The sequence below is a fragment of the Dyella lipolytica genome (assembly GCF_030160075.1).
Taxonomy (GTDB): Bacteria; Pseudomonadota; Gammaproteobacteria; order Xanthomonadales; family Rhodanobacteraceae; genus Dyella_B; species Dyella_B lipolytica.
This window is the reverse complement of record NZ_BSNQ01000003.1, coordinates 1,147,488-1,173,102: the sequence shown is the minus strand read 5'-3', so window position 1 is coordinate 1,173,102 and position 25,615 is coordinate 1,147,488. Positions and strand designations below refer to the sequence as shown.

Genomic DNA, 25,615 nt, shown 5'->3' with positions numbered 1-25,615 from the left:
ACAAACCCACCCTGAGCCATGGTTATTTCCATGACCCTCCGTCACTGCTCTTCAAAGATGCGCAACCGTCCCAAACACTAACGTGTGCTGCAGGCGGGATAACCGCCTCGCCACTCGGCCCCAGAGTCCTTCTGGATGTTTATTTTTCAATCGATCCAAATTCTCGTGACAACGTTGTACCGAATGCCGCGAGCGGGCTAATCAATAGGACAGTAAAAAGACGATGTCAACAGGAATTTGTATCGATTTAAATTTAAATTTTCTAAATGTATCCCGTTGATGTACAAGTAATTCGTCGAAAATGGATATTGCATGACAGCAAGAGTATTGGATCGATCCAAGTTTTTCCTTGGATTATCGTGTGCTGCACCTGCAAAAGAAGGCGTTCAAAAAAAGCGCAAATGGTTGGCGCCTGGTGATACTTGGTGGCCCCAGCGCTATGTGTGAATCAATACAAAAACCATGTCGCATCCATTCGAATTTTTGCGACCGCTAGGCAGTGCTCCGATCTCGCAGCACCGTTTCGAAGCCGTTCTCTTCGCCTTGTGACGCCGCGCCCAGGCGTACTTGTGCCGTCATTTAGATCGTGACAAATTGGCGCGAGGACCGGTAACCCCCTACGTCGCCAAATCAATTTCAGAAATACCGCCGGGAAGGGCCGCAATGGATATCTTGGGTTGGATCCGCGATCAGCTGACTGGCTTCTTTGGCTTAGGGCCGTTGCTGGAGATGTTCGCCTCCGGCAACTACCAAAGGCTACTTACGGTAGATGGCTTCGCCAACCTGATCGCGCCCGTGATCCCGCTGCTGTTGGTTTTCGAACTTGCGCGCGGCGTCGTGCTTCGTCGGATCAAGCGCGAGGATTACCAAGTTCCACTTCTATTGATGGTGCTGAACCGTTTCATCGGCGCCTTTCTTACCATTGCCATGGTCGGCTTCTGCATCGGCCTGTTCAACCGCTTTGCCCCATTCCAGGTTGGGCTCACTTGGTACGGACTGCTTTATGGCTACGTGGTATGGGAGCTCGCACATTTTGTGTATCACTATCTGGCACACAAAGTGCGTCTGTTGTGGTGTTTGCATGCGACTCACCACGCGCCCGTTGCGATGAATCTATCGGTGGGCTATGCACACTTCTTTCTCGAGGGCGCTTATGCCGACTTTGTGCGCACGAGCATCTGCATGCTGCTGGGAGTGAGTCCGCCACTCCTGGTCCTAATAATGATCATCGACGGTTTCTGGGGGTCTTTCATCCATCTCGGGGAGAATGTGCTATCGAAGGGGAAGCTTGGTGTGTTTTATCGTGTAGTGCTGACGCCCTCGCATCATCGTGTTCATCATGCACGCAACGTGCTCTATATGGACACCAATTTCTGCAACCTGCTACCGATCTGGGATCGCATCTTCGGCACTTATATGGAAGTGCATAAGGACATCCACGTTGAATACGGCATCACCCGGCCGGTAAAACCTTACAGCGTTCTTGATGCCTACCTGGGTGAATTTTGGTTGCTAGGGCGAGACGTGTGGCGCGCGCCAGGGACACGCAACAAGCTGCTGTACCTGCTTATGCCGCCGGGCTGGAGCCATGACGGCAACCACCACACGGCCAAGGTTGCGAAGGAGGAGCTGCGGAAGCAGCAGATATCTGGAACGCACGCAGGGGCGGGCATTCTCACCACGATGTATTCACCGAAATCGCCGGAGGCGTGAGCGGGTAAGAACCTTCAAAAGTGGCCGACTCAATTCCAGCAGGCAGGCTGTGAAAGGCCACGCATTTATGAGAGGTTATCGCGGCTTACCGCCCTGGAGTTTTCCGATGAACGACAACGCCCTGCAAACTGACCTAATTCGCCTGTTCGAGCGCCACGACGTGGAGCTGGAATTGGATGAAGAGTGGCTGGTAACGGATGGCGATTTTCCTGCCGTGCGCGCCAGTTGGCATGAGGGCGAAGAAGGTGCGCCGGGCCGGCTGGATGTGGATGTGGTGATCAGCGAAGAGCGTCACATCGAGGAAAGCTTCGCCGGCAATGGGCGCGGTGACGCCGGAGCGCGCGATGCGCTGAGCGCGTTCGAACGCAATGTCTTGTACGTGCTGTTGGCCGCATGTTGGTATGTCACCGATGATCGACGCATTCAATTGCAAAGCTGGGATCTGGGCGTGCGAAGCTGGGATGTATTCGTCGGCCCGCTAGCGTTCAGTCGTGATGATGTGGTTGCGCCCGAAGGATTGTTGTCGGGCTTGCACGATGCCCTGCGCAACGAATCATTGAGTGGCGAATTGCACTGGATCCGCCTGTTCTATCGCCGCGCCGATGACGGCTCGGTAATTGCCGAAGCGCTGCTGGATAACCAGCCATGGCCGGGTGGTGATCGCCTGCTGGGCCAGTTGACTTGGCCGTCAGCGGAGAAGGGATACAGCGCGCGTTGCTTTATTGCGCTGGATATTCGTGATTACTGACAAAACGCAGTAAGCGGCAGCGAGTGCAGGTGGAACGCGGGAGTCGGCGTGCACGCAGATATTCTCGAAGATACACAGCACGGACTGCACGTCATTGCTGCATCGCGTTGTGAACGTCTCCTAGTTCACCAGCGGCTCCGTCAGCGTGGGTCGCTGCACGCTCAACGCAGTACCGGCCGCTGCCACGATGATCGCCACGATGGCCAGCCACTGGAGCAGGCTGAGCCGTTCGCCCAGCAACGCCACGCCAGCCACCGCCGCGATGGCAGGCTCCAGGCTCAACAAGGTGCTGAACGTACGCGCCGGCAACAGCGTCAGCGCGACCATTTCCAGAGAATACGGCAACGCCGAGCTGAGCACTGCCACGCCCAGCGCATACGGCAATAGCGTCGGCGACAGCAATGCGCTGCCGGCATGCGCGACACCGAACGGGATGGCCACTAAGGCACCGATCGACGTGCCCAGCATCACGGCGTCCGCGCCATGGGTCGCTCCCGCTTTCTTCCCCAGCACGATGTACAAAGCCCAGCCAACGCCGGCGGCCAGCGCGTACATCACGCCAACCGGATCGAGCGCTTGCATCTGCGCACGTAGCGGCAGCAACAGAGCCAGCCCGGCCACTACCAGCGCGATCCAGACGAAGTCGAGCAACCGGCGCGAGCCAAATAGCGCCAGCGCTAGAGGCCCGGTAAATTCCAACGCTACTGCGATGCCCAACGGGATCGTGCGCAACGACATATAGAACACCAGGTTCATCGCGCCCATCGAGAGGCCATAGCCCCATAGCGCGCGCCAGTCGCGCTGACTGGCGGACCGACGCCATGGCCGCCGCCACAGCAGCAGGATCAGCGCGCTGAGTCCTAGTCGATAGGCAGTGGCGCCCTGTGCACCGACCTGCGGAAACAGATGCTTGGCCAGCGACGCGCCACATTGATACGAGACCATGCTGATCAACAGTGCACCGATCGCAAGCGCGGTCGAAGCGACGGTGGTACGTGATGACATGAGCGCAGCCGTGGCGAGAGGATAGTCGACACCATGATGCCTGCAGACCCCGATGAAACCTACTATGCGGACCATCTCGCTGTCGCCATTGCTGACAATATGTGACAGCAATGAGTGGCACGACTCGCCGGATGATGGAGGGATGTCTAGACTCCACAATGGCTTGTATGGAAGCTGGAAGGGGCGCGGCCTCTCGTTCGGAGGTAACAAACTTGATTAAGTTGGTTCGTATCGAAGCGCAGTCGGCTCAAACATATAAAGCCATTCGGCTAGCCGCTTTAAAGCAGGATCCCCTCTCATTTGGAAGTACTTATGAGCGCGAAGTATCGTTTTCCGATAAGGAGTGGTTAACTCGCGCGAGTTCCCTCGACGGAGAAGATCGCGTTGGCTTCTTCGCACTTGAAGACGAAGAAGCCTTTGGCCTCGTTGTATGCTTTCGCGACAATAAAGACCCCACCGTGGGCGACGTGATTTCAATGTGGGTGGCACCGATCGCCCGTCGGCGTGGGGTCGGGTCGGACCTATTGAAGGCCATTCGCCATTGGGCCCAAGAGCGAGGCATACAGACGCTCCGCCTGCTCGTGACGAGCCTCAATGCCTCCGGCATTTCTTTTTACGAGCGCAATGGATTTGTTCGGACGGGCAAGACAGCGCCGTATCCACATACGCCCGATATCTTTGAGATCGAAATGACCCTATCTACTTGCGGTTAGTGTCCGCTTTTGACCCGTAGCGGACCTTTTCAAGACGCTTGCATTTGGAGAATCATTGCAAGGTATCAAGCCTCGATTGGGACGTGACAACATGACAGCACGCCATCTGACCATCGTTCACTATCCGCCCCAGGAACCTTATCGTTGCGTGGAGATTCGATCGCCTGGCTGGGAAGATGTTTCCGCTGCGATCCAGCGGATGGACGATAACGAATATCCCGTTGTTCAGTTGAGCTGGGAGGACGTGGATACCTGCTTCGAAGACGAGGCGTCGTTCAATATTGTCGGTGGTACCGCTTCTGGTTTTGCGCTGTCCGAGATGAATGGATGGCGGCTCGATGACCCAAATGGAAGCGATGAGGGCGTTCGCCTCTGGCAAAGTGACCAGGGCTATTTCTGCAAGCGCAGAAACATAATCGCCGAGATCGATGTGGTGCTAAAGCTCACCAAGATCTATTTTGAGACTGGCTCTTATGACGAGGTTCGGCGCGCATGGTCGGAGGAGCGTGGTCCGGTTCACTTATCGGACAACCAGACTTAGCGTCCGCTTTCGACCCAGAGCCGACATTTGTCGGGTGCGCCCCGTTCAGGCGAAAACGGCCTTACGAAATCAGCGCCGGCGCCTTGCGCCCCAACCGTCGGAAAAATTCGCGGGACAATGTCGATTCCCGACAACCCCATTCGTCGTTCCAATGCGGGGCCGATTGGCCCCCGGAACCTTGAAGAGGAAGACTGGCACCATCGGGAGAATCCATGACCGACACGACCTCGCTATCGGAGTACCTAGTCATCTCTCGCGGACAGTGGGACAAAGACAGATCGCCCGAGGAAATACAGAGGGCGATCGACGACTTCTACATCTGGCATGATCGACTCGTCAGCGAAGGGGTGATGAAAACGGGACAGCGGCTCGCAAGAGAGGCAAAAGTTGTCTCGAGACTCGGCGTGATTGATGGCCCCTTTGCCGAAGGCAAAGAGGTTGTGGGCGGCTACTGGTTCTTCTTAGCTGGCAGCCTGGCCGAAGCTGCGGCACTTGCGGCGCAGAATCCTTGCCTAGCCTGCGGTTTGCTATACGAGGTTCGACCGATTGAAACGGAGCGGGCCAGCGCATTTAAGTTGAGCAGTGAAATGCCTGACAATTTCAGCGATAGAGAAAGACTCGCATAGCCGTTGCAGCCTAAACCGGACCAGGCCTCTCACGTCAAACGCTGAACGTCCGCTTCCGACCCTTAGCGGCCATCCCGACACGCGGAAAGAAAAAGCGCCATTACGGCGCTTTTTCAACTCACACATGACTATTGGGGCTGAAATTCGGCGAAGAGATCGGGCCGGCTTTCGCGCAGCTAAACTATGGAAGGCGCGCGGACACTCCGGATGGATCGCGCAGCAATGCAATCCAGCTCGTTTTAATCGTTGAAGCTAACGAGGCACTGAAAACTCATGCAGCGGTGGATTCTTGTATTGCTCTTCCTGCTGTCTGGCTGGGGCGCACTGCATTGGTGGCGGCAACGACCCATCGTGCAGGCACCAGGGATACTCGCGCCCGATGCACCGTTGCAGGTGGATCTCGATAATGGCGCGCAGCTCCAACGAGGCGACATCACACTGACTACTCGCGCCCGTTTCGAGTTGACTGCCCGCGTTCTGTCACATGAAGACTATCGCTACGATGCAGGAGCTTCGCTTGCTCCGGAAGATCTCGCACTGGGCTGGGGTCGCATGTCCGACAGCGCCGTGTTGGCAAAGATCAGCATCAGCCAATCCAATCGCTTCTACTATTGGCATGTCGACGAATTCCCGATTCCGCGGCGCGAAATCGAAGTTTCCAGCGCCAACATGCACATGATTCCGTCCGACGACACGGTCCGTCGATCGCTGGAGCGGGTACGTACGGGACAACTGGTGCACCTGACGGGTTTTCTGGTCGATGCCAGCCGACCGAATGGTTGGCATTGGCATACGTCGATGACGCGCGAGGACACCGGAGACGGTGCGTGCGAGTTGGTATATGTCGAAAGCATCGACACTGTGACGCCTTGATCGGGCTATCTCGAAAGCTACGTGGCTCAACGCCCCCGACGGCCGTGCCCGTCAACCACTTCCAAAACAAAAAGCCGGCGCAGGGCCGGCTTTTTCGGAAAACATTGGTCGGGGTGACATGATTCGAACATGCGACTTCTACGTCCCGAACGTAGCGCTCTACCAGGCTGAGCTACACCCCGCGGGAGCCGCGTATCTTATCGGGCCTGAATGGCCTTGGCAACAGGCCCGGGGCTGCTAAGCGGGGAAATCGGGGCCTGGTTAGGAGTAGGGCAAGCGGGTCCATCTGTTACGCTATGCGGCTGCCGTCGCACGACTTTTTCTAATGTTAGCAGAGGATTCCATGGCGCTTACCCCGGCCCGTACCATGCCCGGCGTGCTCGAGCTGCTGCCGCTCGACCAGATTGCTTTCCAGCGCATGCTCGACGTGATCCGTCGCAATTACGAACGCTTCGGTTTCCTGCCGGTTGAAACGCCGGTGATGGAATATTCGGACGTGCTGCTGACGAAGACCGGTGGCGAGACCGAGCGCCAGGTGTATTTCGTGCAGTCGACCGGCGCGCTGGAGCAGGGCGAGAAGCCCGAGCTGGCCCTGCGTTTCGACCTTACCGTGCCGCTGGCCCGCTACGTGGCCGAGCACGAACACGATCTCAGCTTCCCCTTCCGCCGCTACCAGATGCAGCGCGTCTACCGTGGCGAGCGCGCGCAGCGTGGGCGTTTCCGCGAGTTCTATCAATGCGACATCGACGTGATCGGCAAGGACAGCCTGTCGATCCGTTACGATGCCGAATTGCCGGCGGTGATCTACAGTGTGTTCCGCGAGCTGGATATCGGCGCGTTCACCATTCAGCTCAACAACCGCAAGTTGATGCGTGGTTACTTCGAGAGCCTGGGCGTGACCGATCCGGAGCAGCAGACGCTGGTACTGCGCGAGGTGGACAAGCTGGACAAGCGCGGCGCCGATTACGTGCGCGAGACGCTGATCGGCGAAGGCTTCGGCCTCAGCGCGCAGGCTGCGCAGAAGATTCTCGATTTCGTGCAGGTACGCTCTACCTCGCTGCAGGACGCGCTGGACAAACTCGACGCACTCGGCCCCGGGCCGGAGGCGATGGAGCAGGGGCGTGTCGAGCTGAAAGAAGTGCTGCGCCTCATCCATGCGTTCGGCGTGCCGGAAACTCACTACGTCCTAAATCTTTCCATCGCGCGCGGGTTGGATTACTACACCGGCACGGTTTACGAGACCACGCTCAACGACCATCCGCAGATCGGCTCGATCTGCTCGGGCGGCCGTTACGAGAATCTCGCCGGCCAATACACCAAGTCGCATCTGCCGGGCGTGGGCATTTCCATCGGTCTGACGCGCCTTTACTGGCAGTTGCGCGATGCCGGTTTGATCAAAACGGCACATAGCACGGTGGACGTGCTTATTACGCAGATGGATACGACGCAGCTGCCGGCTTATCTCGCGCTGGCCGGTGAACTGCGCAGCGCGGGCATTGCCACCGAAGTGGTGCTGGAAGGCGGCAAGCTAGGCAAGCAATTCAAGTATGCCGACCGCGCCGGGATTCGCTTCGTGATTGTGCTGGGCGAAGACGAGTTGGCCAAAGGCGTGGTGACGGTGAAGGATCTGCGTCGCGAGGATCAGTTTGAAGTTGCGCGCAGCGAGCTGATCAAGACCTTGCGCGTCGAGCTTGCCCAGGCCGAGATCATCGGCTGAAGCAACGGTTGCACCCATAACGATTCGTGGTACGCGTTGACGGCTCCCCACCGGCAGCGCGATCGATAACAAGACTGGCCCGTAAGGGCGCGGAGTACGCATGACCGCCAACTCGATTCTGCTGAATGGCACCAGCCTCAGCCGTCAACAACTTATTTCCGTGGCGCGCCATGGCTACGGCGTGCGTCTCGATGCCGCACAGCTGACACGCGTGCAGCGTGCCGCGGATTTTCTGGCCGAGAAGGTGAGCTGCGGCGAACCCACCTACGGCGTTACCACCGGCTTCGGCAGTAACGCCGACAAGTTGCTGGGTGCTTACCGTCTGCGTGACGAACTGCCGGGCGGCAATCCGCACAAGCCCGAAGGTACCTTGCTGGAAGAGTTGCAGCACAACCTGATCACCACGCATGCAGTGTGCGTGGGTAAGCCGTTCTCCGCCGAAGTCGTGCGTGCGATGCTGGTGATCCGCATCAATACGCTGATGCGCGGTCACTCCGGCATTCGCGTTGCTACGCTGGAAGCTTTGACCGCGATGCTCAACCACGATGTGATTCCGGTAGTGCCGGAAAAAGGTTCGGTCGGCGCGAGCGGTGACCTGGCACCGTTGTCGCACTTGGCGATCGTGCTGCTTGGCGGCGGTGAAGCGTTCTACAAAGGCGAGCGCTTGCCTGGTGCCGAAGCGCTGAAGCGTGCCGGCCTCGAGTCGATCCGCCTGTCCTTCAAGGAGGGCCTGGCGCTCAACAACGGCACGGCGCAGATGCTGGCCACTGCCGTGCTGGCGCTCGATACGCTGGAATATCTGCTCGATACCGCCGACCTGGCCGCATCCATGACGCTGGATGCTTTCGCCGGCCGCAGCGGCGCCATGCGCCCGGAAGTGCATGCGCTGCGCCCGCATCCCGGTCAAGTACAGGCAGCGGAACACGTGCGCGAATTGCTCACCGGCTCCACCCTGGTCGACATTCCTTACCACCTGGTGCCGCGCTTCCGGCAATGGAGCGCCGAGGCGTGGTCCACACCTGAAAATCAGGCGCTCAGTTTCGATATCAGCTGGGATTGGGTGCCGGCCAACCAGCGCCACGGTCGCGAAGCGTTTTACAACCGCTTCCTGCCGTTCAAGGGCGGCAAAAAACATCAGCCGCAGGATGCCTATTGCTTGCGTTGCATGCCGCAAGTGCACGGCGCGGTGCGTGACGCGTGGGCGCAGGCCTGTCGCGTTATCGATATCGAACTGAATGCGGTGACCGACAATCCGCTGATCTTCCCCGATAACACCGATGCGGCTTACATCGAGGAGCAGGTGATCTCGGCCGGCCACTTCCACGGCATGCCGTTGGCGTTGGCGATGAGCTATGTGAAAGCGGCGATTCCGGTGCTGGCATCGATCTCCGAGCGCCGGCTCAACAAACTGGTCGACCCTGCGACCAGTGACGGCTTGCCCGCTTTCCTTACCGGCAGCGAGGACGGCACCGATTCCGGTTTCATGATCGTGCAGTACACCGCCGCAGCGTTGGTCAACGACTTGGCTACGCGTGCGCATCCGGCCAGCGTGTACTCGGTGCCGACTAGCGCCAATGCCGAGGATCACGTGTCCATGGGCGCCAATGAAGCGCGCCACGTGTTGGAGATGACTGAGGATCTCAGCCACGTACTGGCGCTGGAGCTTTACACCGCTGCCCAGGCACTGGATTACCGTCAGGAAATGCTCAACGCTGCACGCCGACTCGCCGCACGCGGCGACTGGCAGGCGCTGGCTTCCAAGGTTGCCAATGCCCCGCGTGAAGACAGCCCGCATTACGCGCAGTTTGTCGACGAAGTGAAGCAGCTCATGGCGGCGCTTGCTGAGGTCGGTGATTTCCATGCCGGCGCGGCAGTTCGCAAGGCACACGATACGTTACGCAGCAAGATTCGTTTCATGCATCGCGACCGCGCGATGGATGGCGATGTGAGTACCGTGTGCGAGCTCGTTCAGCAGCGCGTGTTCGCCGGCACCTGAGACTCGGTTTATGGCGGCTGGGCAGTGCGCAGCAGATGGCGCGCCGCCCAGCCCAGCCAAAGCAGGATCAGCACAACAGCCAGCTTCTCCCAGAATCCGTTGGGAAGGCCTGGCACGAGTACCTGAAACCACAAAATAAGGGTGGCCAGCCAGGCAAGCACGACGCCGGGCTGGCTGCCTTTTTTCATGCGCATATCGCGTCGCCAGCGGCTCGAAAGCACCAACATGCCGAAGCTCAGCCATAGGAAGGTCGCTGGGGCAGTCAGCTGGTGGATGAAGTGAGCGAGGTCTTGATAGGCCGTGCCTCTGAACAGTTCGGTGACAGCTACCACCGGCAGGGCTAGGCCAGCTGCGACGAACAGTGCGGACGCAAGTCCACTTCGCTGCGCGGACGCCGTGGCGGCGTAACCGGCCCACGCGAAGCCGAGTAGGGCAACCGACATCAAGTAATAGACGCCTCGCACGTATATGCCGCCGGGGCCTGTGAGGTACGCGCTCAACGGTATCGCTATCCAATTTAGATCCGTGCGCCAGAACTGTGCGGCGTCGCAGACGCCGGCAAAAGCGATAACGGTAACGATCATTAGATACGCGACCGCATCGACTGCTGAAGATTTATGCGTGGCGATCATTGGGGAGGCAGTGGAGGGCTTGAGAGGGCCGGCTAGGCCAGCCGTACTGGCTGGCCTCTAAGGTCTTGTGGGTTCTAGACATTGTACGAGGCGACATCAGGCTTGCCGAGGCCCGCTCCGTCGCGTATGATCCGTTCCACTGTATTAACGCATTAGTACATTATGAAACGCCGATCGCTCGACCCAGAAACTCCCGATGAGTCCGCCAAGCTGAGCTTGTGCCGCGCCTTGCTCTCCCTGAAAAACGCAGAGGAGATGGACGCGTTCCTCAACGATCTCTGCACTCCGGCCGAGCTGGAGGTGCTGGTAGACCGCTGGCGCGTGGTGCCGTATCTGCTCGACGGCGTGTCCTATCGCGAAATCCACGAGCGCACCGCGGTCAGCATCACCACCATTGGTCGCGTGGCGCGCTATCTGAACCAGGGCAATGGCGGCTATATGGCCGCTGCCGCACGTGCCTCGCGCAGCCGTCCGGCTGCAAAAAGGGCACGGGCATGAAGCCGAGAGATCGTTTGCGTATCGCGATGCAGAAGTCCGGGCGGCTTACCGAGCCGGCACTGGACCTGCTTAACCGCTGTGGCCTGACGTTTCGCCAGAGCCGCGACAAACTGTTCTGCTTCGGAGAGGGTGAGCCGGTCGATCTTCTGCTAGTGCGCGATGACGATATTCCTGGGCTTATCGCGCAGGGCGTGTGCGATCTGGGCATCGTCGGCCGGAACGTGTTGAGCGAATTCCGCGGCACGGCGGGTGAAAGCAACGGCAACGCTGCATTGACGGAATGGCGCAAGCTGGGCTTCGGCCGTTGTCGCCTGTCTATCGCCGTACCTCAGGAGATGGATTACAACGCGCCACAGGATTTGCACGGTCGGCGCATCGCCACCTCGTATCCGGGGCTGCTCGGCGAATGGCTGCGTACGCAAGGCGTGGATGCCACGGTGATTACACTGGCCGGCTCGGTGGAAATTGCGCCGAAACTGGGCACGGCCGATGCCATCTGCGATCTGGTGCAAAGTGGCGGCACGCTGGTCGCCAACCAGCTACGCGAAACCGATGTGCTGCTGCAGAGCGAAGCGGTTTTGGCGGGCCCCGAGGCGCTGCCTTCCGATGAACGCGGCGACATGATCGAGCTGCTGCTCAAGCGCTTGGACGGTGTGATCCAGGTGCGCGAATCGCGTCTGTTATTGCTGCAAACCTCGCGTACCTCGCTCGATGCGGTCACGCGACTGCTGCCCGGCGGTCCGCAGCCTACCTTGCTGCCGGTGGCGGGTCAGCCCGACCAGCTGATGTTGCAAGCGCTGTGCGCCGGCGAAGTGAGCTGGCGGCAGCTGGAAGAAATCAAGAAAGCCGGCGCACGCGAGATGTTCGTGCTGCCGGTCGAAAAAATGCTTGCATGATGAGTTGGCGGGTATGAAACGGATTATTTGGAACACGTTGGACGAAGCCGCGCGCCGCACGGCTCTGGCACGGCCAGCCCAATCGCGCGCAGACGAACTGCGCCGAGGCGTCGAACAAATCATTGCCGCTGTGCGTAACAACGGAGACGCGGCACTGCGCGAATTGTCCAAGCGATACGATCGTTGCACGCTGCAGGCCATCGAAGTCAGTGATGCGGAGTTTACGGCCGCTGACGCGAAGCTGGCTCCGGAACTCAAGGCGGCCATTCGCGAGGCTGCCGCACGCATCGAAACGTTTCATCGCGCAGCGGCGCCGCAACCCGTGTCCGTGAATACGGCAACCGGCGTGAACGTGGAGCGCATATTGCGCCCCATCAATCGCGTAGGTCTTTATGTACCCGCCGGCAGCGCCCCGTTGCCGTCAACGGCCTTGATGCTGGGTGTGCCTGCGCGAATTGCCGGTTGCCGCGAAGTCGTCTTGTGTTCGCCGGCTCGTGCGGACGGTACCTGCGACGAAGCCGTACTGTTTGCCGCGCGCGAAGTGGGCGTGCATCGCGTCTACAAAGTCGGTGGCGCGCAAGCGATCGCCGCGATGGCGTATGGGACTGAAAGCGTGCCTCGTTGCGACAAGCTGTTCGGGCCCGGCAATGCCTGGGTTACCGAAGCCAAGCTGCAGGTGTCGGCCGATCCCCAGGGTGCCGCCATCGATATGCCGGCCGGCCCCTCCGAGGTGCTGGTCATTGCCGATGCTGCGGCCAATCCTGTCTTTGTAGCTGCCGATTTGCTGTCGCAAGCTGAGCATGGCCCGGATTCGCAGGTGATATTGGTGAGTCCATCGGCGAGCCTGCTGGACAAGGCCGCTGCCGAGGTAGCGTGTCAATGCGCGGCCTTGCCGCGCGGCGCCATCGCGGAACAGGCGCTCGCGCAGAGCCGTTTGATCGAGGTCGACTCGTTGGCCCAGGCGCTGGAAGTCAGCAATCTTTACGCACCTGAGCACCTGATCCTGCAAGTCAGTGCGGCGCGCGATCTCGTCGATGGCGTCGAAAGCGCAGGTTCGGTATTTGTCGGTGCGTGGACACCCGAATCCGTGGGTGACTACTGCAGCGGCAGCAATCACGTCTTGCCGACCTATGGCTATGCGCGCAGTTACAGCGGCATCTCGGTCGCCAGCTATCAGAAACAGATTACGGTACAGGAACTGGATCCTAACGGACTGCGCGCGATCGGCCCATGCACGGCCACGCTAGCAGCGGCGGAGCAGCTGGAGGCGCACCGCCGCGCGGTCACGCTACGTCTGGCGGCACTGGGAGTACGTCTATGAGCGTGCTCGATCTCGCTCGACCGGAAATCCGCACGCTGCAGCCTTATTCGTCCGCACGCATGGAGGCCGGCGGCGGCCAGATCATGCTCAACGCCAACGAGTCGGCATGGGAGCCGACGGGCGATGCGGGTCTGGGCTGCAATCGCTATCCCGATCCGCAGCCCGACGCTTTGCTGCAGTCGCTGGCAGCACTTTATGGCGTGCGCCGAGAGCAATTGTTTGTGGGGCGCGGTAGCGACGAAGCGATCGACTTGCTGGTGCGTGCGTTCTGCCGCGCGGGTGAGGACGCCGTCCTGATTCAGCCGCCAACTTTCGGCATGTATGCGGTGAGCGCGCGCATCCAGAATGCAGCGGTGATCGAGGTCGCGTTGGCGGCGGATTTCTGCCTCGATGTGCACGCTTTGCTCGCCGCGGTAACGCCGGCGGTAAAGCTGGTATTTCTCTGTACGCCGAACAATCCGAGCGGCAAGTCGATCCCACGCGCCGATATTGAGCTCTTGGCGAAGGCGCTTGCCGGTAAAGCACTGGTGGTGGTGGATGAAGCGTATGTGGAATTCTCCGATCAGCGCAGCGTGGTCGACCTTATCGAGCGCTACGAAAACCTGGCGGTGTTGCGCACCTTGTCCAAGGCCTGGGCGCTTGCCGGCGCGCGCATAGGCAGCTTGCTGGCTGGTCCGGAAGTGATCGCACTCATCCGTCGGATCATGCCGCCGTATCCGCTGCCAATGCCTTGCGTGGCAGCGGCATTGGCGGAGCTATCACCATCCGGTCAGGCCATGGCACGTGAAAACATGGCCATCGTGCGCGAACAGCGCACCATCATGCGCAAAGCGCTCGCCAGACTACCGTGCGTGCGTGAAGTGCTGCCATCGGATGCTAACTTCCTTGCCGTGCGTTTCGACGACGCCGGCACTGTTTACCTGCGCCTGCTGCAAGCCGGTATTGTGGTGCGCGACATCCGTCGTTATCCGACATTGCAGGATGCCTTGCGCATCACCATTGGGACACCGGAAGAAAATGCGCGGGTGCTCACCGTGCTGAATAAGGAAAGTACATGAGCCGAAAAATTCTTTTCGTCGACCGCGACGGTTGCCTGATCGATGAACCTGCTGACCAGCAGATCGATAGCTACGAAAAGCTGTCGCTGCTGCCAGGTGTTATCGCCTCGTTACAGCGTATCGTGGCCGCTGGTTACGAGTTGGTGATGGTTACCAATCAGGATGGCCTGGGCACGGAGAGTTTTCCGCAAGCGCACTTCGACGGGCCACACCATTTGCTGATGCGCATTTTCGCCTCGCAGGGCGTGCGTTTTAGCGAAGTGTTGATCGATCGCAGCTTTCAGCACGAAGGATTGGAGACGCGTAAGCCAGGCATCGGCATGATGCGCCACTATCTTGCCGACGACGGATGGACGCGCGCCGAATCAGCGATGGTCGGCGACCGCGAAACAGACCTTCAATTTGCGGCAAATATGGGTGTGCGCGGGTTTTGCGTCGGACCAAAGGGTGTTGGCTGGGAAGAGGTCGTGCATCAGTTGCTCGATCGGCCGCGCATTGCCGAAGCAGTACGCAATACCAAGGAAACACGCATCAAGGTTCGTGTGGATCTCGATCGTGTCGCCGATCCCGTGGCGCATACGGGGCTTGGATTTTTCGATCACATGCTGGAGCAGATCGGTAAACATGGCGGCTTCGCCTTGCAGATCGAATGCGAGGGCGACACCAAGGTCGACGAACACCACACCATCGAAGACTGCGCGCTCGCATTGGGCCAAGCATTGCGCCAGGCGCTGGGCGACAAGCGCGGCATCAGCCGCTACGGCTTCACCTTGCCGATGGACGAATCGCAGGCCAGTGCAGCGTTGGATCTGTCCGGTCGACCGTACTTTGTTTTCGAAGGACAGTTTCCACGTGAACGCGTGGGCGATATACCCACCGAACTGGTGCCGCACTTTTTCCGCTCGCTGTGCGACACGCTAGGCGCCAACCTGCATCTGTCGGTGAAGGGCGAAAATGCGCATCACATGGTCGAGGCTTGCTTCAAAGTGACGGCTCGCGTGCTGCGTCAGGCGATTCGTCGCGAAGGCGATGAATTGCCGAGCACAAAAGGGGCGCTGTAATGAGCGTGGTGCTTGTCGATGCCGGCGGCACCAATATCGGATCGGTGCGCTACGCGCTGCAGCGGCTCGGTGTCGACGCAGCCCTCACGTCAGATGCGGCGCAGATCCGCGCGGCGGACAAGGTCATCTTGCCAGGCGTCGGCGCCGCCGGCCCCGGCATGGCGAGGCTACGTGAATTGGGATTGGTCGATGTCATCCGCTCGCTAACGCAACCCGTACTCGGTGTTTGTCTGGGGATGCAATTGCTTTGCGCACATTCGGCTGAAGGCGACACCGATTGCCTCGGGCTCATTCCCGCGAGCGTCAACCGTTTCGAGGAAGCGCCTGGGCTGTGCGTCCCGCATATGGGGTGGAATCGTCTGTCGCCGGTGACGACGCATCCGTTGCTCAAGCATCTGGAGCAGGGCGACTGGGCGTACTTTGTCCACAGTTACGCCGTACCCGTGGGTGCCTACACGCTCGCTAGCACCGATTACGGCGGCGGATTCTCGGCGGTCATTGCCAGCGCTAACTTTCATGGCATGCAGTTTCATCCGGAGCGTTCGGCCAGCGTCGGTGCCAAGCTACTGAAGAACTTTCTCGAGCTATGACTATGGAAGTGATACCCGCGATCGATCTGCGCGGCGGCCAGGTGGTTCGCCTGAAGCAAGGCGATTACGCGCAAGAAACCCGTTACGAGACCGATCCCCGCGTGCTCGCCAAACGTTACGCTGATACCGGTGCGCGTTGGCTACACGTGGTGGACTTGGACGGCGCGCGCGCCGGCGATATGGCCAACCTCTCCGTTATCGAAGCGCTCGCGAAAGTCGATATGCATGTTCAGGCAGGCGGAGGCGTGCGTACCGAAGATGATGTTCGGCGGCTGTTCGACGTGGGTGTGACGCGCGTGGTGGTGGGTAGCGCCGCCATCCGCAATCCCGAGCGCGTGGCCGGTTGGCTGAAGGAGCACGGCGCTGAGCGATTCACCATCGCTCTGGACACACGTCGTCGTGACGGTCGCTGGAGCCTGCCCAGTGCGGGTTGGACCGAAGACGAAGCACGCACATTGGACGAACTCGCGCCGTGGTACGCCGAGCAAGGGGCGCGTCATTTGCTGTGCACGGATATCGAGCGCGACGGCATGCTGGCGGGCTTCAACCTCGACTTGTATCGGCATTTGGCGCAAACCGTGCCACAGCTTGCAGTACAGGCGTCCGGCGGCGTGCGTTCGCTCGACGATATCCGTGCGGCGCGCGAAGCAGGTGCGCAGGGGGTAATCCTTGGTCGTGCCTTGCTGGAAGGGCGCTTTACATTGCAGGACGCGTTGCGATGCTGAGCCGCCGCATCATCCCCTGCCTGGACGTGCGCGAAGGCAAAGTGGTCAAGGGCGTGCGCTTTCGCGATCACATCGTGATGGGCGAGATTGTCGATCTGGCCCTGCGCTACCGCGACGAAGGCGCCGATGAACTGGTGTTCTACGACATCACCGCGAGCCCGGAAGGTCGCAGCGTGGATCGCAGCTGGGTCGAGCGGGTTGCGCGCGTTATCGATATTCCGTTCTGCGTGGCGGGCGGCATTCGCTCGGTGGACGAGGCGCGCGCCGTCTTGCATGCCGGTGCCGACAAGATTTCGGTGAACTCGCCCGCGCTGGAACGCCCCGAGCTGATCGACGAACTGGCCGCCGCCTTCGGCGTGCAATGCGTGGTGGTAGGCATCGATTCGATGCGCGACGACGACGACGAATGGCGGGTGCGCCAGTACACCGGCGATCCATCCAAAACGCGTTCGCTGTCGCGCCGCACGTTCGACTGGATGATCGAGGTACAGCGGCGCGGTGCGGGCGAGATCGTGCTCAACTGCATGGACAGCGACGGTGTACGCAAGGGCTACGATCTAGCCCAGCTTTCGGTAGCACGTTCAGTCTGCAGCGTGCCTTTGATCGCTTCCGGTGGCGCTGGCACGATGGAGCATTTCCGCGATGCGTTCGTGCAGGCTCGCGTCGATGGCGCGCTGGCGGCTAGCGTTTTTCACAGCGGCGCCATCGCCATACCCGACCTCAAACATTATCTGCAGCAACAAGATGTGGTGGTTCGTCTGCAGGAGGCTTCCGGCCATGAATGACACAACGAACGATTTCAGCCGGCTCGATTGGGGTAAATCGGACGGACTGTTGCCTGCGATCGTGCAGCATTGGCTGAGCGGCCAAGTGCTGATGCTCGGCTACATGAATGCCGAAGCGCTTGCGCAGACGCAGACGAGCGGCAAGGTGACCTTCTATAGCCGCAGCAAGCAGCGTCTATGGACGAAGGGCGAAAGCTCAGGTCACGTGTTGCAGCTAAAGTCGATTCGCGTGGATTGCGATGCCGATACCCTATTGGTGCAGGCTGATCCTCATGGTCCGACCTGTCATCTCGGAACCAGCAGCTGCTTTGGCGATGCAGTACGACCGCCGCTCGGCTTTCTGGCCGAGCTGGATGCTTTGGTGGCGAGCAGAAAGGCCGAGCTGCCCGAAGGCAGTTACACCACCCAATTGTTTAGCGGCGGCACACGGCGGATTGCGCAGAAAGTTGGCGAAGAGGGCGTGGAGACGGCGCTCGCCGCGGTGGCGCAGGGTGACGATGAGCTATTGGGCGAAGCAGCGGATCTGATTTTTCATCTCACCGTGCTGCTGCGGGCGCGCGGTTTCGGATTGGCGGATGTTGCGCGCGTGCTGGTCGAGCGGCACGGGTGACGTTCTTTGCGTTTGCTCCTTCTCCCCGGAGGGGAGGGGGAGCATCATTGTGCGGTTGCCGGCGCGCTACTCGCTGCTGCAGGCGGCGCAAAAGGTACAGCCGCTCCTGGCTTGATGTCTTTACGCCACAGCGCAAGCTGCTGAACGATCCCCTCGCCGATATTGATCTGCGGCTCGGAAGGCGTGAGCTTGTCGTGCTTTTCCCAACCGTCGATGTCGGTCTTCGCATACTGGAAGGCGTCGACGAAATCGTCCGTCTTGTTCATGGCATCGACCAGCCAGGCCTTGCCGAAGTAGGTGATATCGGAGTCGCTGCCGCAGCCGAAGGAACTGCGGTCGGAGCGGGCCGCTGTGATGACCAGCGTGCCCTGGCCGTGCAGGTCAGGTATGAAGCCGCCGGAGTAGCAGGCATTGACCACCACCACCTTCCACTTGAACGGGTGCTTCTTGAGAATGCTGGCAAGGTCGGGCGCACCGATCTGATCGAGGGGCAGCGGGTCCATGTCGACCAGCAGGTTGTGGTCTTCGTCGCCGTGGGAGGTGACGTAGAGCACGAGGATGTCCTGATCCGGCTTCATGACGCCAGCCAGACCATCCAGCGCATTCTCGAGATTGCTCCAGTCCGCCAGTGGGTGCGTCTGCAAAGTGGTTGGGTTGTTTTCCAACACTAAGGCGTGCGCGGTGGGGCCGAAGCGTTGGGTGAAAAGTTGCGCGGCGTATTCGGCCTCGTTACGGAAGACGTCTTCGCCGCCGTCGCCGGCGAAGGCAAGTAGGTAGAGATTAGTTTTGCCGGATATGCGCGGCCCCAGACGCGACAAGGCTTCGTGCATCAGCGTCGGCTGTGCGTAGACGACTTGTTCCGGCGACGGACCACGGCTCGGCCAATTGTCGTTGCTGTCGCTATCGTCCGCGTCGCTGCCGGAGCTGGCGGCCGGTGCGGGCGCGGGTGCGGTGCTATCGGTCACGGCTGCATTGGTTGCGACGCTGGCCGCCTGATGATTGTGTCCGGTGACCAACATCATCAGCAGTACGCCGGCGGCGAAGGCGAGCAGGGTGGTCAATGCAGTGCGCATAGGGAAGTTCAAGGCTGGATGGCGTTGAAATCGGCGTAGGCCGGGTGCTTGGGCTTGGCAGGAATAGCCTGCGGCGGCCGTAGCAGCCAACCTGTCCGTAAACCGGCGGCAGCCGCGGCGTCCAGCTCCTCCACGATGTCGGAGAGAAACAGCATGTGCTCTGGACGTTCGCCGATCGCGTCGGCAATACGCCGATAGGAGTCCGACTCCCGCTTGGGACCGGTCTCGGTATCGAAGTAGCCGGCGAACAGGGGCGCCAGATCGCCAGCCTCGCTGTAACGGAAAAACAGCTTCTGTGCCGGCACGGAACCGGATGAGTACACGTACAGATGCAGCCCTTCGCCGCGCCAGGCATGCAGGCGTGCGGCTACTTCGGGGTACATATGGGCGCGGTATTCGCCAGCTTCGTAGCCATCCTTCCAGATCATGCCCTGCAGCGCCTTCAACGCTGTGGATTTGCGGTCTTCATCGATCCAGCGCAGCAACAGTTCGATGATTTCCTGTCGGGTCGCCTCGACAATACCGGCTTCCTTGGCCGCTTCATGCAGCCAGTGCTGCACCTCGGCGTGATCGGCGTGCGTCTCGATGTAGGCCGGCAGGCGCTTGCGCGCATAGGGAAACAGCACGTCCTTGACGAAGCTGATCGAGCTGGTAGTACCTTCGATATCGGTGACGATGGCGCGGATGGCGGTCATGGGGGCGATCGGGAGAGCAGGCCCCCAAGCTTAACCTGCCCTAGGGCGCACGCAAGCGATCAAGTCCCTGAAAGGGTTCCATGGCGCCAAGCCTTGACGTGCTTCTCGATTCGGCAGGTTAGGGATGCTCTGATCAATTCTACGTAGGCGTCACCGGTACTGTCTGTTCGCAGACCACAGGGGCGACGGCGAAGGCAGACTGGCCGTCTGTCGAGTCGACGCGCCGAAGGTATGCGGACAGACAGTACCGGCCCGAAGGGTGATGACCAGAAGGCCCGCAGGCTGCGCCGCGCGCCTTGGCAAGACGGCCAGTCTTCCCCGCGCCGCGCAACACACCCTGCGGGCCTTCTGGTCATCATGCCGCCTACGTAGAATTGATCAGAGCATCCCTAGGCGGTGGTCGCCAGGGGGTGCATACGCGGAAACCGCTCGGCGATGTCCGAACTGGTGAAGTTGGCCACCCAGCCTTCCTTGTTGGTGAACAGCCGGATGGCCACGAAGTAGGGTGCCTCGCTCATATCAAACCAGTGGCGGGTGCCATCGGGCACGCCGATCAGGTCGCCCTGTTCGCACAATACGTCGTAAACCTTGTCCTGAATGTGCAGGGTGAATTGCCCCGCGCCGGCGACGAAGAAGCGGACTTCGTCCTCGCTGTGCGTATGTTCGCTGAGAAACTTCTTGCGCAGGGTCGCGCGGTCCGGGTGGTCGGGCGTCAGGCTGATCACGTCGACCGCCTGATAGCCTTCTTCGCGCATCAAACGGTCGATGTCGCTGCGGTAGGCGGCGATGACCTGATCCTGGCTGGCGCCGGGAGCGATCGGCTGGCTCGCTTCCCATTGTTCGAAGCGTACGCCCACTTTGGCCAGCTCGCGCGCGATGGCGGCGTGGTCAGTGTGCACCGAAGAGGGATTTTGCGGTTGTTCCGCATCGAAAATGCGCAGGCGACTCATGCGTTCAATCTCCTCAGATCGAGTTCGCAGACAAGCAGGAACTCCAGCGCTTCCAGATGGCGCCGAGCTTCGGCCATGTCGCGGCCCCAGGTGTAGATACCGTGACCGTTGATCAGATAAGCGTGCAGAGGTTTGCCGGCATCGATCCAGGCATCGACCTGTGCTACCAGTTCGGGCATGTGTTGAGTGTTGGGAAACACCGGAATATCCAACACGCTTTCGTGCGTGGTGTGACCGTGAATGGCTTTTTGCAGCTCCCATCCTTGCAACTTCACCACACCGTCTTTCGCGAACAGGCGCGACGCGACACTCTGGGTGCGCGAATGCGTGTGCAGGACCGTGTTGATCTCGGGCCAGCGTCGATACACCTGGGTATGCAGTTCCGTCTCCGCGCTTGGGCGCGAATCCGTACCGACAGCCTTGCCGTCCATGTCCACCAGCATGATGTCGTCGCGGCCGAGCTTGCCCTTATCGCGCCCGGAAATGGTGATGGCAGCGTGATCGGCATCCACGCGCATGGAGAAATTGCTGCTGGTGGCCGGCGTCCAGCCGTGTTGCGCAAGCTCACGCGCGGCGGCGGCGATCGCGTCGGCGCGTTCGTGGAAAAGCGCGGCGGAAATGGAGGCTGGCAAGACTTGGCTCATGGCAAATGGACGTCCAAACGATGTGCGACTATAGCATGGGGGCGAGAAACCGTAATGCGAGCTATTCGCGAAAGGCCCCCGAGGGGCTTTGCGGAGTTAGGATGTTCCACGGAGTCGCCGCGATCCTGCGGCGGACAAACCGTGATGAGGATTGTTATGTCTGGGCAAGAAGATATCGAGTCACGTCGTCGTTTCCTCAAGCTAGCCGCCGGTGGCGCTGTCGCAGTGGCGCTGGTTAGCGGATTGCCGCGCGTCGCGCGAGCGGACGATCTGCCGCATGTTTCCGAATCCGATCCTACGGCCAAGGCGCTGGGCTACGTCGAAGACGCCAGCACGACCAAAGATCCCAAGCACACGGCAGGTAACTCGTGTGCCAATTGCCAGTTCTATTCAGGCGGCCCGACCGGTTACGGACCGTGTCAGTTGTTCCCCGGTAAAGCCGTAAGCGCGAAAGGTTGGTGCGTGTCACACACGACCAAGAAAGCCTGACGCGCTAGTCCGCACATCTCAACGTAGGCCGGCCTTGTGCCGGCCTTTTTTGTAGCTCACGCGGGAAGAGTCTATGAATCGACCTGGTATTCCTCGCTCCTCAAATCGAGGCACGCCCTTGTGTCCTTTCCGTGTGGAGAAATGAGCATAAAAAAACGCCTGCATAAGACAGGCGTTTGATGAAAACGAAGGGGTGTTGCTGAGAGGTGCTACCCGGACGCGTCAGGCTGAGGAGCTGACTCGCCTGACGCGCCGGGTCGCGATCCGGGGCCCACTGCCAAGTGATCAACCCACGGGCTGATGATGATACTCCGGTTGGCTGGAGTGGGGCGAACCGCGACGGGAAATTTATGGTCGTTCAATTATTTTAATATTTAAATCAATAGGTTACGTCAAATTTCAAAAGTGACACTTTCAGGTAATTAAAAGACCGTTCGCAACAGGTTGCCAGCAAATCGACGCCATTGCCTCGATTTCGGCGAAGATCGCCGAAAATCAGCCCCTGGCTGAGTTATTGGCAAGACGCAGGCGACTATGCCGAACTCCATAGGCGAAATAAATCGCAAAGCCGATCAACGTCCAGACGATCATCAGGGCCCAGTTGAACCAATCCATGGTGCATAACAGGGCCAGGCAGCTGAGTACGCCAGCCGTGCAGGTGAATCCGGCCCAAGGCACGCGAAACGTACGGGGCAATTCCGGCGAGGTGTAGCGCAGGATCAACACGCCAGCGCACACGGCGACGAAGGCGATCAACGTGCCCATCGAGGTCAGGTTTGTCAGCAGATCCAGCGGAAACACCGCGGCCAGCACAGCGATACCGAGGCCGGTGATGACGGTGTTGATATGCGGTGTGCGATGACGCGGGTGAATGCGGTTGAACACCTGCGGCAGCAGACCATCGCGCGACATGATCATGAAAATGCGCGGCTGCGCGATGATCATCACCAGAATCACCGACGAGAGCCCAATCAGTGCGCCCACTTCAACCAACGGACGTAGCCAGTTGAGTTCGGGGTGGACACGAATGGCCGTGACAACTGGCTCGTCGGTCCCCAGCAAGTTGTAGGGGATCAGGCCGGTCAGCACAGCGGCCATGGCCAGATAAAGCACGGTACAGATCACCAGCGACACCAGCGTACCGAACGGCAGGTCGCGCTGTGGGTTCTTGCACTCCTGCGCAGCAGTCGATGTCGCCTCGAAGCCAATGTAGGCGAAGAACACCATCCCAGCGCCGCGGAAGATGCCATCCCAGCCGTATTTGTGATGCCCTTGCGCAGCCGGAATGAACGGATGCCAGTTGGCCGGATTCACATAGCGGTAACCGGCGATCACCACCAGCACGATCAGACCCACCTTCAGCAGCACCATCAGCAGATTGATGCCGGCCGATTCGCGGATGCCGATATAACACAGCCAGGTCAGCGCTAGCACGATTGCAACAGCAGGCAGGTTGATCAGGTGCCCAGTCGTTACTAGTGCGCCGTTGGTGTATGCGAAGGGTGCATCGGTCAGTGTCTGCGGAAGGTGTATGCCGACGTTGTCGAGCAGGCTGGTGAAATAACCGGTCCAGCTTGTGGCGACGGCGGAAGCCGAGATGCCGTATTCCAGCACCATGTTCCAGCCGATGAACCAGGCAGTCACTTCACCGAGAGTGGCGTAGGCATACGAATACGAGCTGCCGGAAATGGGAATCAGCGTGGCGAATTCCGAATAGCACAGCGCAGTGAATCCGCTGCAAATGGCCGCCAGGATGAAAGAGATCAATACGGCCGGCCCTGCGTGATCCGCCGCGGCCTGACCTGTTACTACGAAAATGCCGCTACCGATAACCGCGCCGATACCCAGCGCCGTGATGCCCCAGGGGCCCAATGTGCGCCGCAGGCTCGGGCCATGAGAGCTATCGGCATCGTCGGAAAAATCGGTCTTACGGGCGAACAACTGCTTGAGCATAAGGTTCTCGGAAAGAAAGCCGGCACGGTGAAAACACCGTGCCGGATAGAATTACTCAACGATGCGGCGCATGGCCTCAGGCGGGTTCGGTGCCATTGGCGAGATGGCTCTTGCGATAACCGTAGAGGTAATAGACAACCAGGCCGATCACGGCCCACACGAAGAATGTGACTTTCGCTTCCTTCGACAGGTTGAGGAACAGCAGCAGGCAGCCGATCACCGCCAGCGGACAGATCACCCACGGCATCGGGGTGCGGAACGGACGCGGACGGTCGGGCTGTGTGCGGCGGAGGATCAGGACGCCTATGGCGACCATGATGAATGCGAACAGCGTGCCCGAGTTGGTGATGTCGGCGAGGATGCCTACCGGGAACAGCGCGCCGAACAGCGACACGAAGGTGCCAGTGATCAGCGTGATCACGTGCGGCGTGTGGAAGCGCGGATGGATCTTGGCCAGCGAGGTCGGCAGCAAGCCGTCGCGCGACATGGTGAAGAAGATGCGGGTCTGACCGTAAGTCATCGTCAGGATCACCGATGGCAATGCGATGCCGGCGGCAAAGGCGATGCCGGCGGCAACGGTATTGTGGTTGAGCAGACGCACTACATGGGAGAGCGCCTCCTTGCTGCATACCAGTGCTTGTGAACCATTACAGGCTGCGGCGAACGCCGGCGTGCCCGGCTCGAGCGCCAGGCCGTTCGCGTCCAGCATGGGCTGCGCACCTACCGAACCCACGGCGGCGTAGCTCACCAGCAGGTAGTAGATGGTGCATACGCTCAGCGAGGCGATCAGGGCGATCGGGATGTTGCGGTTCGGGTTCTTCGTTTCCTCGGCCGCCGTGGAGATGGCGTCGAAGCCGATGTAGGCGAACACGATGGAAGCCGCCGCACCCAGTACGCCGATGCCGCCCATCGGGCTGCCCCAGCCGTTCGGTACGAAAGGCGTGAAGTTCTGGTCCTTCACCGCCGGCAGCGCGATGAAGATGAAGGCGGTGAGGGCGGCGATCTTGATCAGCACCAATGCGGTGTTGACCTTAGCCGACTTCGAGGTGCCGATCACCAGCAGGCCAGTGACAGCCAGGCCGATCAGGCAGGCAAGCAGGTTGAAACTACCGCCGTCCATCGGGCCCGCCTGCAGGAAATGCGGCAAGCCGAATCCTGCGTGCGAGAGGAGGCCGTTGACGTAACCGGACCAGCCCACGCAAACCGTGCTCGCGGCGATGGTGTATTCCAGCACCAGCGCCCAGCCCACTATCCACGCAGTGCCCTCGCCGAGCACGCCGTAGGTATACGTATATGCCGAGCCGGCTACCGGCACCATCGAGGCCAGTTCCGCATAGGCCAACGCGGCGAACGCGCAGACCACCGCGGCGATCACGAACGCGATCATCATGCCGGGACCGGCTTTCTGTCCGGCTTCCGCCGTAAGTACGAAGATGCCGGTGCCGATGATGGCGCCAATGCCCAGCATCGTGAGCTGGAATGGTCCAAGTTGTCGGACGAGACTCTTCTTCTCGGCCGTTGCAATGATCTGATCGAGTGGCTTGACGCGCTTGAAAAGCATGTAGATGGGCTCCTGGAGTGAACGAACATCACGCCCATCAAGTGTCGCGGCAAGCGATGGCGCATCGATCCGAGGTGACACCCAACCATAGCCTAGCGGAGGCTGAGCGTACAAGTTGCATTGCGGCTAGATTCGAGGCGGG

General features: G+C 60.2%; 26 protein-coding genes and 1 tRNA gene. 18 read left to right on the top strand and 9 right to left on the bottom strand.

Annotated elements, in window-relative coordinates; translation table 11 throughout:
• The first annotated feature begins 663 nt into the window (after nucleotides 1-663).
• Both QQL64_RS06650 and QQL64_RS06645 read left to right on the top strand, forming a co-directional pair.
• Complete coding sequence (locus QQL64_RS06650) at nucleotides 664-1,713, top strand: sterol desaturase family protein (RefSeq protein WP_284397334.1); 1,050 nt, start codon at nucleotides 664-666, stop codon at nucleotides 1,711-1,713.
• Between the two features lie 106 nt (nucleotides 1,714-1,819).
• Nucleotides 1,820-2,461: a DUF6348 family protein gene (locus QQL64_RS06645; RefSeq protein ID WP_284397329.1), complete on the top strand. Its 642-nt coding sequence runs from the start codon at nucleotides 1,820-1,822 to the stop codon at nucleotides 2,459-2,461.
• A 120-nt stretch (nucleotides 2,462-2,581) separates the two neighbouring features.
• Here QQL64_RS06645 and QQL64_RS06640 read toward each other — a convergent pair whose 3' ends face one another.
• A complete protein-coding gene (locus tag QQL64_RS06640) occupies nucleotides 2,582-3,466 on the bottom strand; it encodes an EamA family transporter (protein ID WP_284397327.1) in 885 nt (294 codons plus the stop codon).
• A 212-nt stretch (nucleotides 3,467-3,678) separates the two neighbouring features.
• Here QQL64_RS06640 and QQL64_RS06635 point away from each other — a divergent pair, with 212 nt between their 5' ends.
• The 4 genes from QQL64_RS06635 (at nucleotide 3,679) to QQL64_RS06620 (ending at nucleotide 6,219) form a co-directional block, all read left to right on the top strand.
• Nucleotides 3,679-4,179 (top strand): GNAT family N-acetyltransferase, encoded by a 501-nt coding sequence (locus QQL64_RS06635; RefSeq protein WP_284397325.1) that lies wholly within the window; start codon nucleotides 3,679-3,681, stop codon nucleotides 4,177-4,179.
• 91 nt (nucleotides 4,180-4,270) lie between these two features.
• Nucleotides 4,271-4,720 (top strand): casein kinase II subunit beta family protein, encoded by a 450-nt coding sequence (locus QQL64_RS06630; protein ID WP_284397322.1) that lies wholly within the window; start codon nucleotides 4,271-4,273, stop codon nucleotides 4,718-4,720.
• A gap of 212 nt (nucleotides 4,721-4,932) precedes the next feature.
• Nucleotides 4,933-5,346: a YciI family protein gene (locus tag QQL64_RS06625; RefSeq protein WP_284397320.1), complete on the top strand. Its 414-nt coding sequence runs from the start codon at nucleotides 4,933-4,935 to the stop codon at nucleotides 5,344-5,346.
• Between the two features lie 273 nt (nucleotides 5,347-5,619).
• On the top strand, nucleotides 5,620-6,219 hold the full coding sequence (locus QQL64_RS06620; protein WP_284397318.1) for a hypothetical protein: 600 nt from the start codon (nucleotides 5,620-5,622) through the stop codon (nucleotides 6,217-6,219).
• A gap of 105 nt (nucleotides 6,220-6,324) precedes the next feature.
• On the opposite strand, the gene QQL64_RS06615 is transcribed toward QQL64_RS06620, so the two are convergent.
• A tRNA-Pro gene (locus tag QQL64_RS06615) sits at nucleotides 6,325-6,401 on the bottom strand.
• A gap of 161 nt (nucleotides 6,402-6,562) precedes the next feature.
• On the opposite strand from QQL64_RS06615, the gene hisS reads away from it, so the two are divergent.
• Nucleotides 6,563-7,936 carry a histidine--tRNA ligase gene (hisS, locus tag QQL64_RS06610; protein ID WP_284397316.1) on the top strand — a complete coding sequence of 458 codons (1,374 nt, stop codon included), beginning with the start codon at nucleotides 6,563-6,565 and terminating at the stop codon, nucleotides 7,934-7,936.
• 100 nt (nucleotides 7,937-8,036) lie between these two features.
• Nucleotides 8,037-9,932 carry an HAL/PAL/TAL family ammonia-lyase gene (locus QQL64_RS06605; protein ID WP_284397314.1) on the top strand — a complete coding sequence of 632 codons (1,896 nt, stop codon included), beginning with the start codon at nucleotides 8,037-8,039 and terminating at the stop codon, nucleotides 9,930-9,932.
• An 8-nt stretch (nucleotides 9,933-9,940) separates the two neighbouring features.
• Here the strand turns inward: QQL64_RS06605 and QQL64_RS06600 are convergent, their stop codons facing one another.
• Entirely contained in the window at nucleotides 9,941-10,516 is a 576-nt protein-coding gene (locus QQL64_RS06600) for a DUF998 domain-containing protein (protein WP_284397311.1), read from the bottom strand.
• Between the two features lie 210 nt (nucleotides 10,517-10,726).
• On the opposite strand from QQL64_RS06600, the gene QQL64_RS06595 reads away from it, so the two are divergent.
• The 9 genes from QQL64_RS06595 to hisIE are packed head-to-tail and all read left to right on the top strand — an operon-like array spanning nucleotide 10,727 to nucleotide 18,108.
• A complete protein-coding gene (locus tag QQL64_RS06595) occupies nucleotides 10,727-11,062 on the top strand; it encodes a YerC/YecD family TrpR-related protein (RefSeq protein ID WP_284397309.1) in 336 nt (111 codons plus the stop codon).
• Nucleotides 11,059-11,958, top strand: a complete 900-nt coding sequence (gene hisG / locus QQL64_RS06590) for an ATP phosphoribosyltransferase (RefSeq protein ID WP_284397305.1) — start codon at nucleotides 11,059-11,061, stop codon at nucleotides 11,956-11,958. Before QQL64_RS06595 ends, hisG begins: the two co-directional genes overlap by 4 nt.
• A gap of 13 nt (nucleotides 11,959-11,971) precedes the next feature.
• Nucleotides 11,972-13,279: a histidinol dehydrogenase gene (gene hisD / locus QQL64_RS06585; RefSeq protein WP_284397303.1), complete on the top strand. Its 1,308-nt coding sequence runs from the start codon at nucleotides 11,972-11,974 to the stop codon at nucleotides 13,277-13,279.
• Entirely contained in the window at nucleotides 13,276-14,337 is a 1,062-nt protein-coding gene (gene hisC / locus QQL64_RS06580) for a histidinol-phosphate transaminase (protein ID WP_284397300.1), read from the top strand. Before hisD ends, hisC begins: the two co-directional genes overlap by 4 nt.
• Nucleotides 14,334-15,398 carry a bifunctional histidinol-phosphatase/imidazoleglycerol-phosphate dehydratase HisB gene (gene hisB, locus QQL64_RS06575; protein WP_284397298.1) on the top strand — a complete coding sequence of 355 codons (1,065 nt, stop codon included), beginning with the start codon at nucleotides 14,334-14,336 and terminating at the stop codon, nucleotides 15,396-15,398. The genes hisC and hisB overlap by 4 nt, the downstream gene beginning before the upstream one ends.
• Nucleotides 15,398-15,988 (top strand): imidazole glycerol phosphate synthase subunit HisH, encoded by a 591-nt coding sequence (gene hisH, locus QQL64_RS06570; RefSeq protein ID WP_284397296.1) that lies wholly within the window; start codon nucleotides 15,398-15,400, stop codon nucleotides 15,986-15,988. Before hisB ends, hisH begins: the two co-directional genes overlap by 1 nt.
• On the top strand, nucleotides 15,985-16,713 hold the full coding sequence (gene hisA / locus QQL64_RS06565) for a 1-(5-phosphoribosyl)-5-[(5-phosphoribosylamino)methylideneamino]imidazole-4-carboxamide isomerase (protein WP_284397294.1): 729 nt from the start codon (nucleotides 15,985-15,987) through the stop codon (nucleotides 16,711-16,713). Before hisH ends, hisA begins: the two co-directional genes overlap by 4 nt.
• Nucleotides 16,707-17,498, top strand: a complete 792-nt coding sequence (gene hisF, locus QQL64_RS06560) for an imidazole glycerol phosphate synthase subunit HisF (protein ID WP_284397290.1) — start codon at nucleotides 16,707-16,709, stop codon at nucleotides 17,496-17,498. Before hisA ends, hisF begins: the two co-directional genes overlap by 7 nt.
• Nucleotides 17,491-18,108, top strand: a complete 618-nt coding sequence (gene hisIE / locus QQL64_RS06555; RefSeq protein WP_284397287.1) for a bifunctional phosphoribosyl-AMP cyclohydrolase/phosphoribosyl-ATP diphosphatase HisIE — start codon at nucleotides 17,491-17,493, stop codon at nucleotides 18,106-18,108. Before hisF ends, hisIE begins: the two co-directional genes overlap by 8 nt.
• Nucleotides 18,109-18,152: 44 nt before the next feature.
• Here hisIE and QQL64_RS06550 read toward each other — a convergent pair whose 3' ends face one another.
• The 4 genes from QQL64_RS06550 to QQL64_RS06535 form a co-directional block, all read right to left on the bottom strand.
• Entirely contained in the window at nucleotides 18,153-19,181 is a 1,029-nt protein-coding gene (locus QQL64_RS06550; RefSeq protein ID WP_284397284.1) for a C13 family peptidase, read from the bottom strand.
• An 8-nt stretch (nucleotides 19,182-19,189) separates the two neighbouring features.
• Nucleotides 19,190-19,876 carry an acireductone synthase gene (gene mtnC, locus QQL64_RS06545; protein WP_284397282.1) on the bottom strand — a complete coding sequence of 229 codons (687 nt, stop codon included), beginning with the start codon at nucleotides 19,874-19,876 and terminating at the stop codon, nucleotides 19,190-19,192.
• Nucleotides 19,877-20,265: 389 nt separating this feature from the next.
• Nucleotides 20,266-20,826 (bottom strand): 1,2-dihydroxy-3-keto-5-methylthiopentene dioxygenase, encoded by a 561-nt coding sequence (locus QQL64_RS06540; RefSeq protein WP_284397279.1) that lies wholly within the window; start codon nucleotides 20,824-20,826, stop codon nucleotides 20,266-20,268.
• Nucleotides 20,823-21,470 carry a methylthioribulose 1-phosphate dehydratase gene (locus QQL64_RS06535; protein ID WP_284397276.1) on the bottom strand — a complete coding sequence of 216 codons (648 nt, stop codon included), beginning with the start codon at nucleotides 21,468-21,470 and terminating at the stop codon, nucleotides 20,823-20,825. The genes QQL64_RS06540 and QQL64_RS06535 overlap by 4 nt, the downstream gene beginning before the upstream one ends.
• Before the next feature lie 156 nt (nucleotides 21,471-21,626).
• On the opposite strand from QQL64_RS06535, the gene QQL64_RS06530 reads away from it, so the two are divergent.
• Nucleotides 21,627-21,959 (top strand): high-potential iron-sulfur protein, encoded by a 333-nt coding sequence (locus QQL64_RS06530; protein WP_284397274.1) that lies wholly within the window; start codon nucleotides 21,627-21,629, stop codon nucleotides 21,957-21,959.
• Between the two features lie 495 nt (nucleotides 21,960-22,454).
• On the opposite strand, the gene QQL64_RS06525 is transcribed toward QQL64_RS06530, so the two are convergent.
• Together QQL64_RS06525 and QQL64_RS06520 are read right to left on the bottom strand one after the other, a co-directional pair.
• The gene (locus tag QQL64_RS06525) at nucleotides 22,455-23,912 is read right to left on the bottom strand and encodes an amino acid permease (RefSeq protein ID WP_284397270.1); all 1,458 of its coding nucleotides are present in this window, start codon (nucleotides 23,910-23,912) and stop codon (nucleotides 22,455-22,457) included.
• A gap of 76 nt (nucleotides 23,913-23,988) precedes the next feature.
• Nucleotides 23,989-25,473, bottom strand: coding sequence for an amino acid permease (locus QQL64_RS06520; protein ID WP_284397267.1), 1,485 nt, complete (start codon nucleotides 25,471-25,473; stop codon nucleotides 23,989-23,991).
• Between the last annotated feature and the right edge of the window lie 142 nt (nucleotides 25,474-25,615).

Excerpts from the sequence above, each read along its gene's own strand:
- QQL64_RS06640 (WP_284397327.1), bottom strand. The coding sequence starts at position 3,466 with ATGTCATCACGTACCACCGTCGCTTCGACCGCGCTTGCGATCGGTGCA.
- QQL64_RS06520 (WP_284397267.1), bottom strand. The coding sequence starts at position 25,473 with ATGCTTTTCAAGCGCGTCAAGCCACTCGATCAGATCATTGCAACGGCC.
- QQL64_RS06525 (WP_284397270.1), bottom strand. The coding sequence starts at position 23,912 with ATGCTCAAGCAGTTGTTCGCCCGTAAGACCGATTTTTCCGACGATGCC.
- hisB (WP_284397298.1), top strand. The coding sequence starts at position 14,334 with ATGAGCCGAAAAATTCTTTTCGTCGACCGCGACGGTTGCCTGATCGAT.
- QQL64_RS06620 (WP_284397318.1), top strand. The coding sequence starts at position 5,620 with ATGCAGCGGTGGATTCTTGTATTGCTCTTCCTGCTGTCTGGCTGGGGC.
- hisA (WP_284397294.1), top strand. The coding sequence starts at position 15,985 with ATGACTATGGAAGTGATACCCGCGATCGATCTGCGCGGCGGCCAGGTG.
- QQL64_RS06550 (WP_284397284.1), bottom strand. The coding sequence starts at position 19,181 with ATGCGCACTGCATTGACCACCCTGCTCGCCTTCGCCGCCGGCGTACTG.
- hisC (WP_284397300.1), top strand. The coding sequence starts at position 13,276 with ATGAGCGTGCTCGATCTCGCTCGACCGGAAATCCGCACGCTGCAGCCT.
- mtnC (WP_284397282.1), bottom strand. The coding sequence starts at position 19,876 with ATGACCGCCATCCGCGCCATCGTCACCGATATCGAAGGTACTACCAGC.
- QQL64_RS06625 (WP_284397320.1), top strand. The coding sequence starts at position 4,933 with ATGACCGACACGACCTCGCTATCGGAGTACCTAGTCATCTCTCGCGGA.
- QQL64_RS06645 (WP_284397329.1), top strand. The coding sequence starts at position 1,820 with ATGAACGACAACGCCCTGCAAACTGACCTAATTCGCCTGTTCGAGCGC.
- hisH (WP_284397296.1), top strand. The coding sequence starts at position 15,398 with ATGAGCGTGGTGCTTGTCGATGCCGGCGGCACCAATATCGGATCGGTG.
- hisS (WP_284397316.1), top strand. The coding sequence starts at position 6,563 with ATGGCGCTTACCCCGGCCCGTACCATGCCCGGCGTGCTCGAGCTGCTG.
- hisIE (WP_284397287.1), top strand. The coding sequence starts at position 17,491 with ATGAATGACACAACGAACGATTTCAGCCGGCTCGATTGGGGTAAATCG.
- QQL64_RS06630 (WP_284397322.1), top strand. The coding sequence starts at position 4,271 with ATGACAGCACGCCATCTGACCATCGTTCACTATCCGCCCCAGGAACCT.
- QQL64_RS06540 (WP_284397279.1), bottom strand. The coding sequence starts at position 20,826 with ATGAGTCGCCTGCGCATTTTCGATGCGGAACAACCGCAAAATCCCTCT.
- QQL64_RS06600 (WP_284397311.1), bottom strand. The coding sequence starts at position 10,516 with ATGATCGTTACCGTTATCGCTTTTGCCGGCGTCTGCGACGCCGCACAG.
- hisD (WP_284397303.1), top strand. The coding sequence starts at position 11,972 with ATGAAACGGATTATTTGGAACACGTTGGACGAAGCCGCGCGCCGCACG.
- QQL64_RS06650 (WP_284397334.1), top strand. The coding sequence starts at position 664 with ATGGATATCTTGGGTTGGATCCGCGATCAGCTGACTGGCTTCTTTGGC.
- QQL64_RS06535 (WP_284397276.1), bottom strand. The coding sequence starts at position 21,470 with ATGAGCCAAGTCTTGCCAGCCTCCATTTCCGCCGCGCTTTTCCACGAA.
- hisF (WP_284397290.1), top strand. The coding sequence starts at position 16,707 with ATGCTGAGCCGCCGCATCATCCCCTGCCTGGACGTGCGCGAAGGCAAA.
- QQL64_RS06530 (WP_284397274.1), top strand. The coding sequence starts at position 21,627 with ATGTCTGGGCAAGAAGATATCGAGTCACGTCGTCGTTTCCTCAAGCTA.
- QQL64_RS06595 (WP_284397309.1), top strand. The coding sequence starts at position 10,727 with ATGAAACGCCGATCGCTCGACCCAGAAACTCCCGATGAGTCCGCCAAG.
- hisG (WP_284397305.1), top strand. The coding sequence starts at position 11,059 with ATGAAGCCGAGAGATCGTTTGCGTATCGCGATGCAGAAGTCCGGGCGG.
- QQL64_RS06605 (WP_284397314.1), top strand. The coding sequence starts at position 8,037 with ATGACCGCCAACTCGATTCTGCTGAATGGCACCAGCCTCAGCCGTCAA.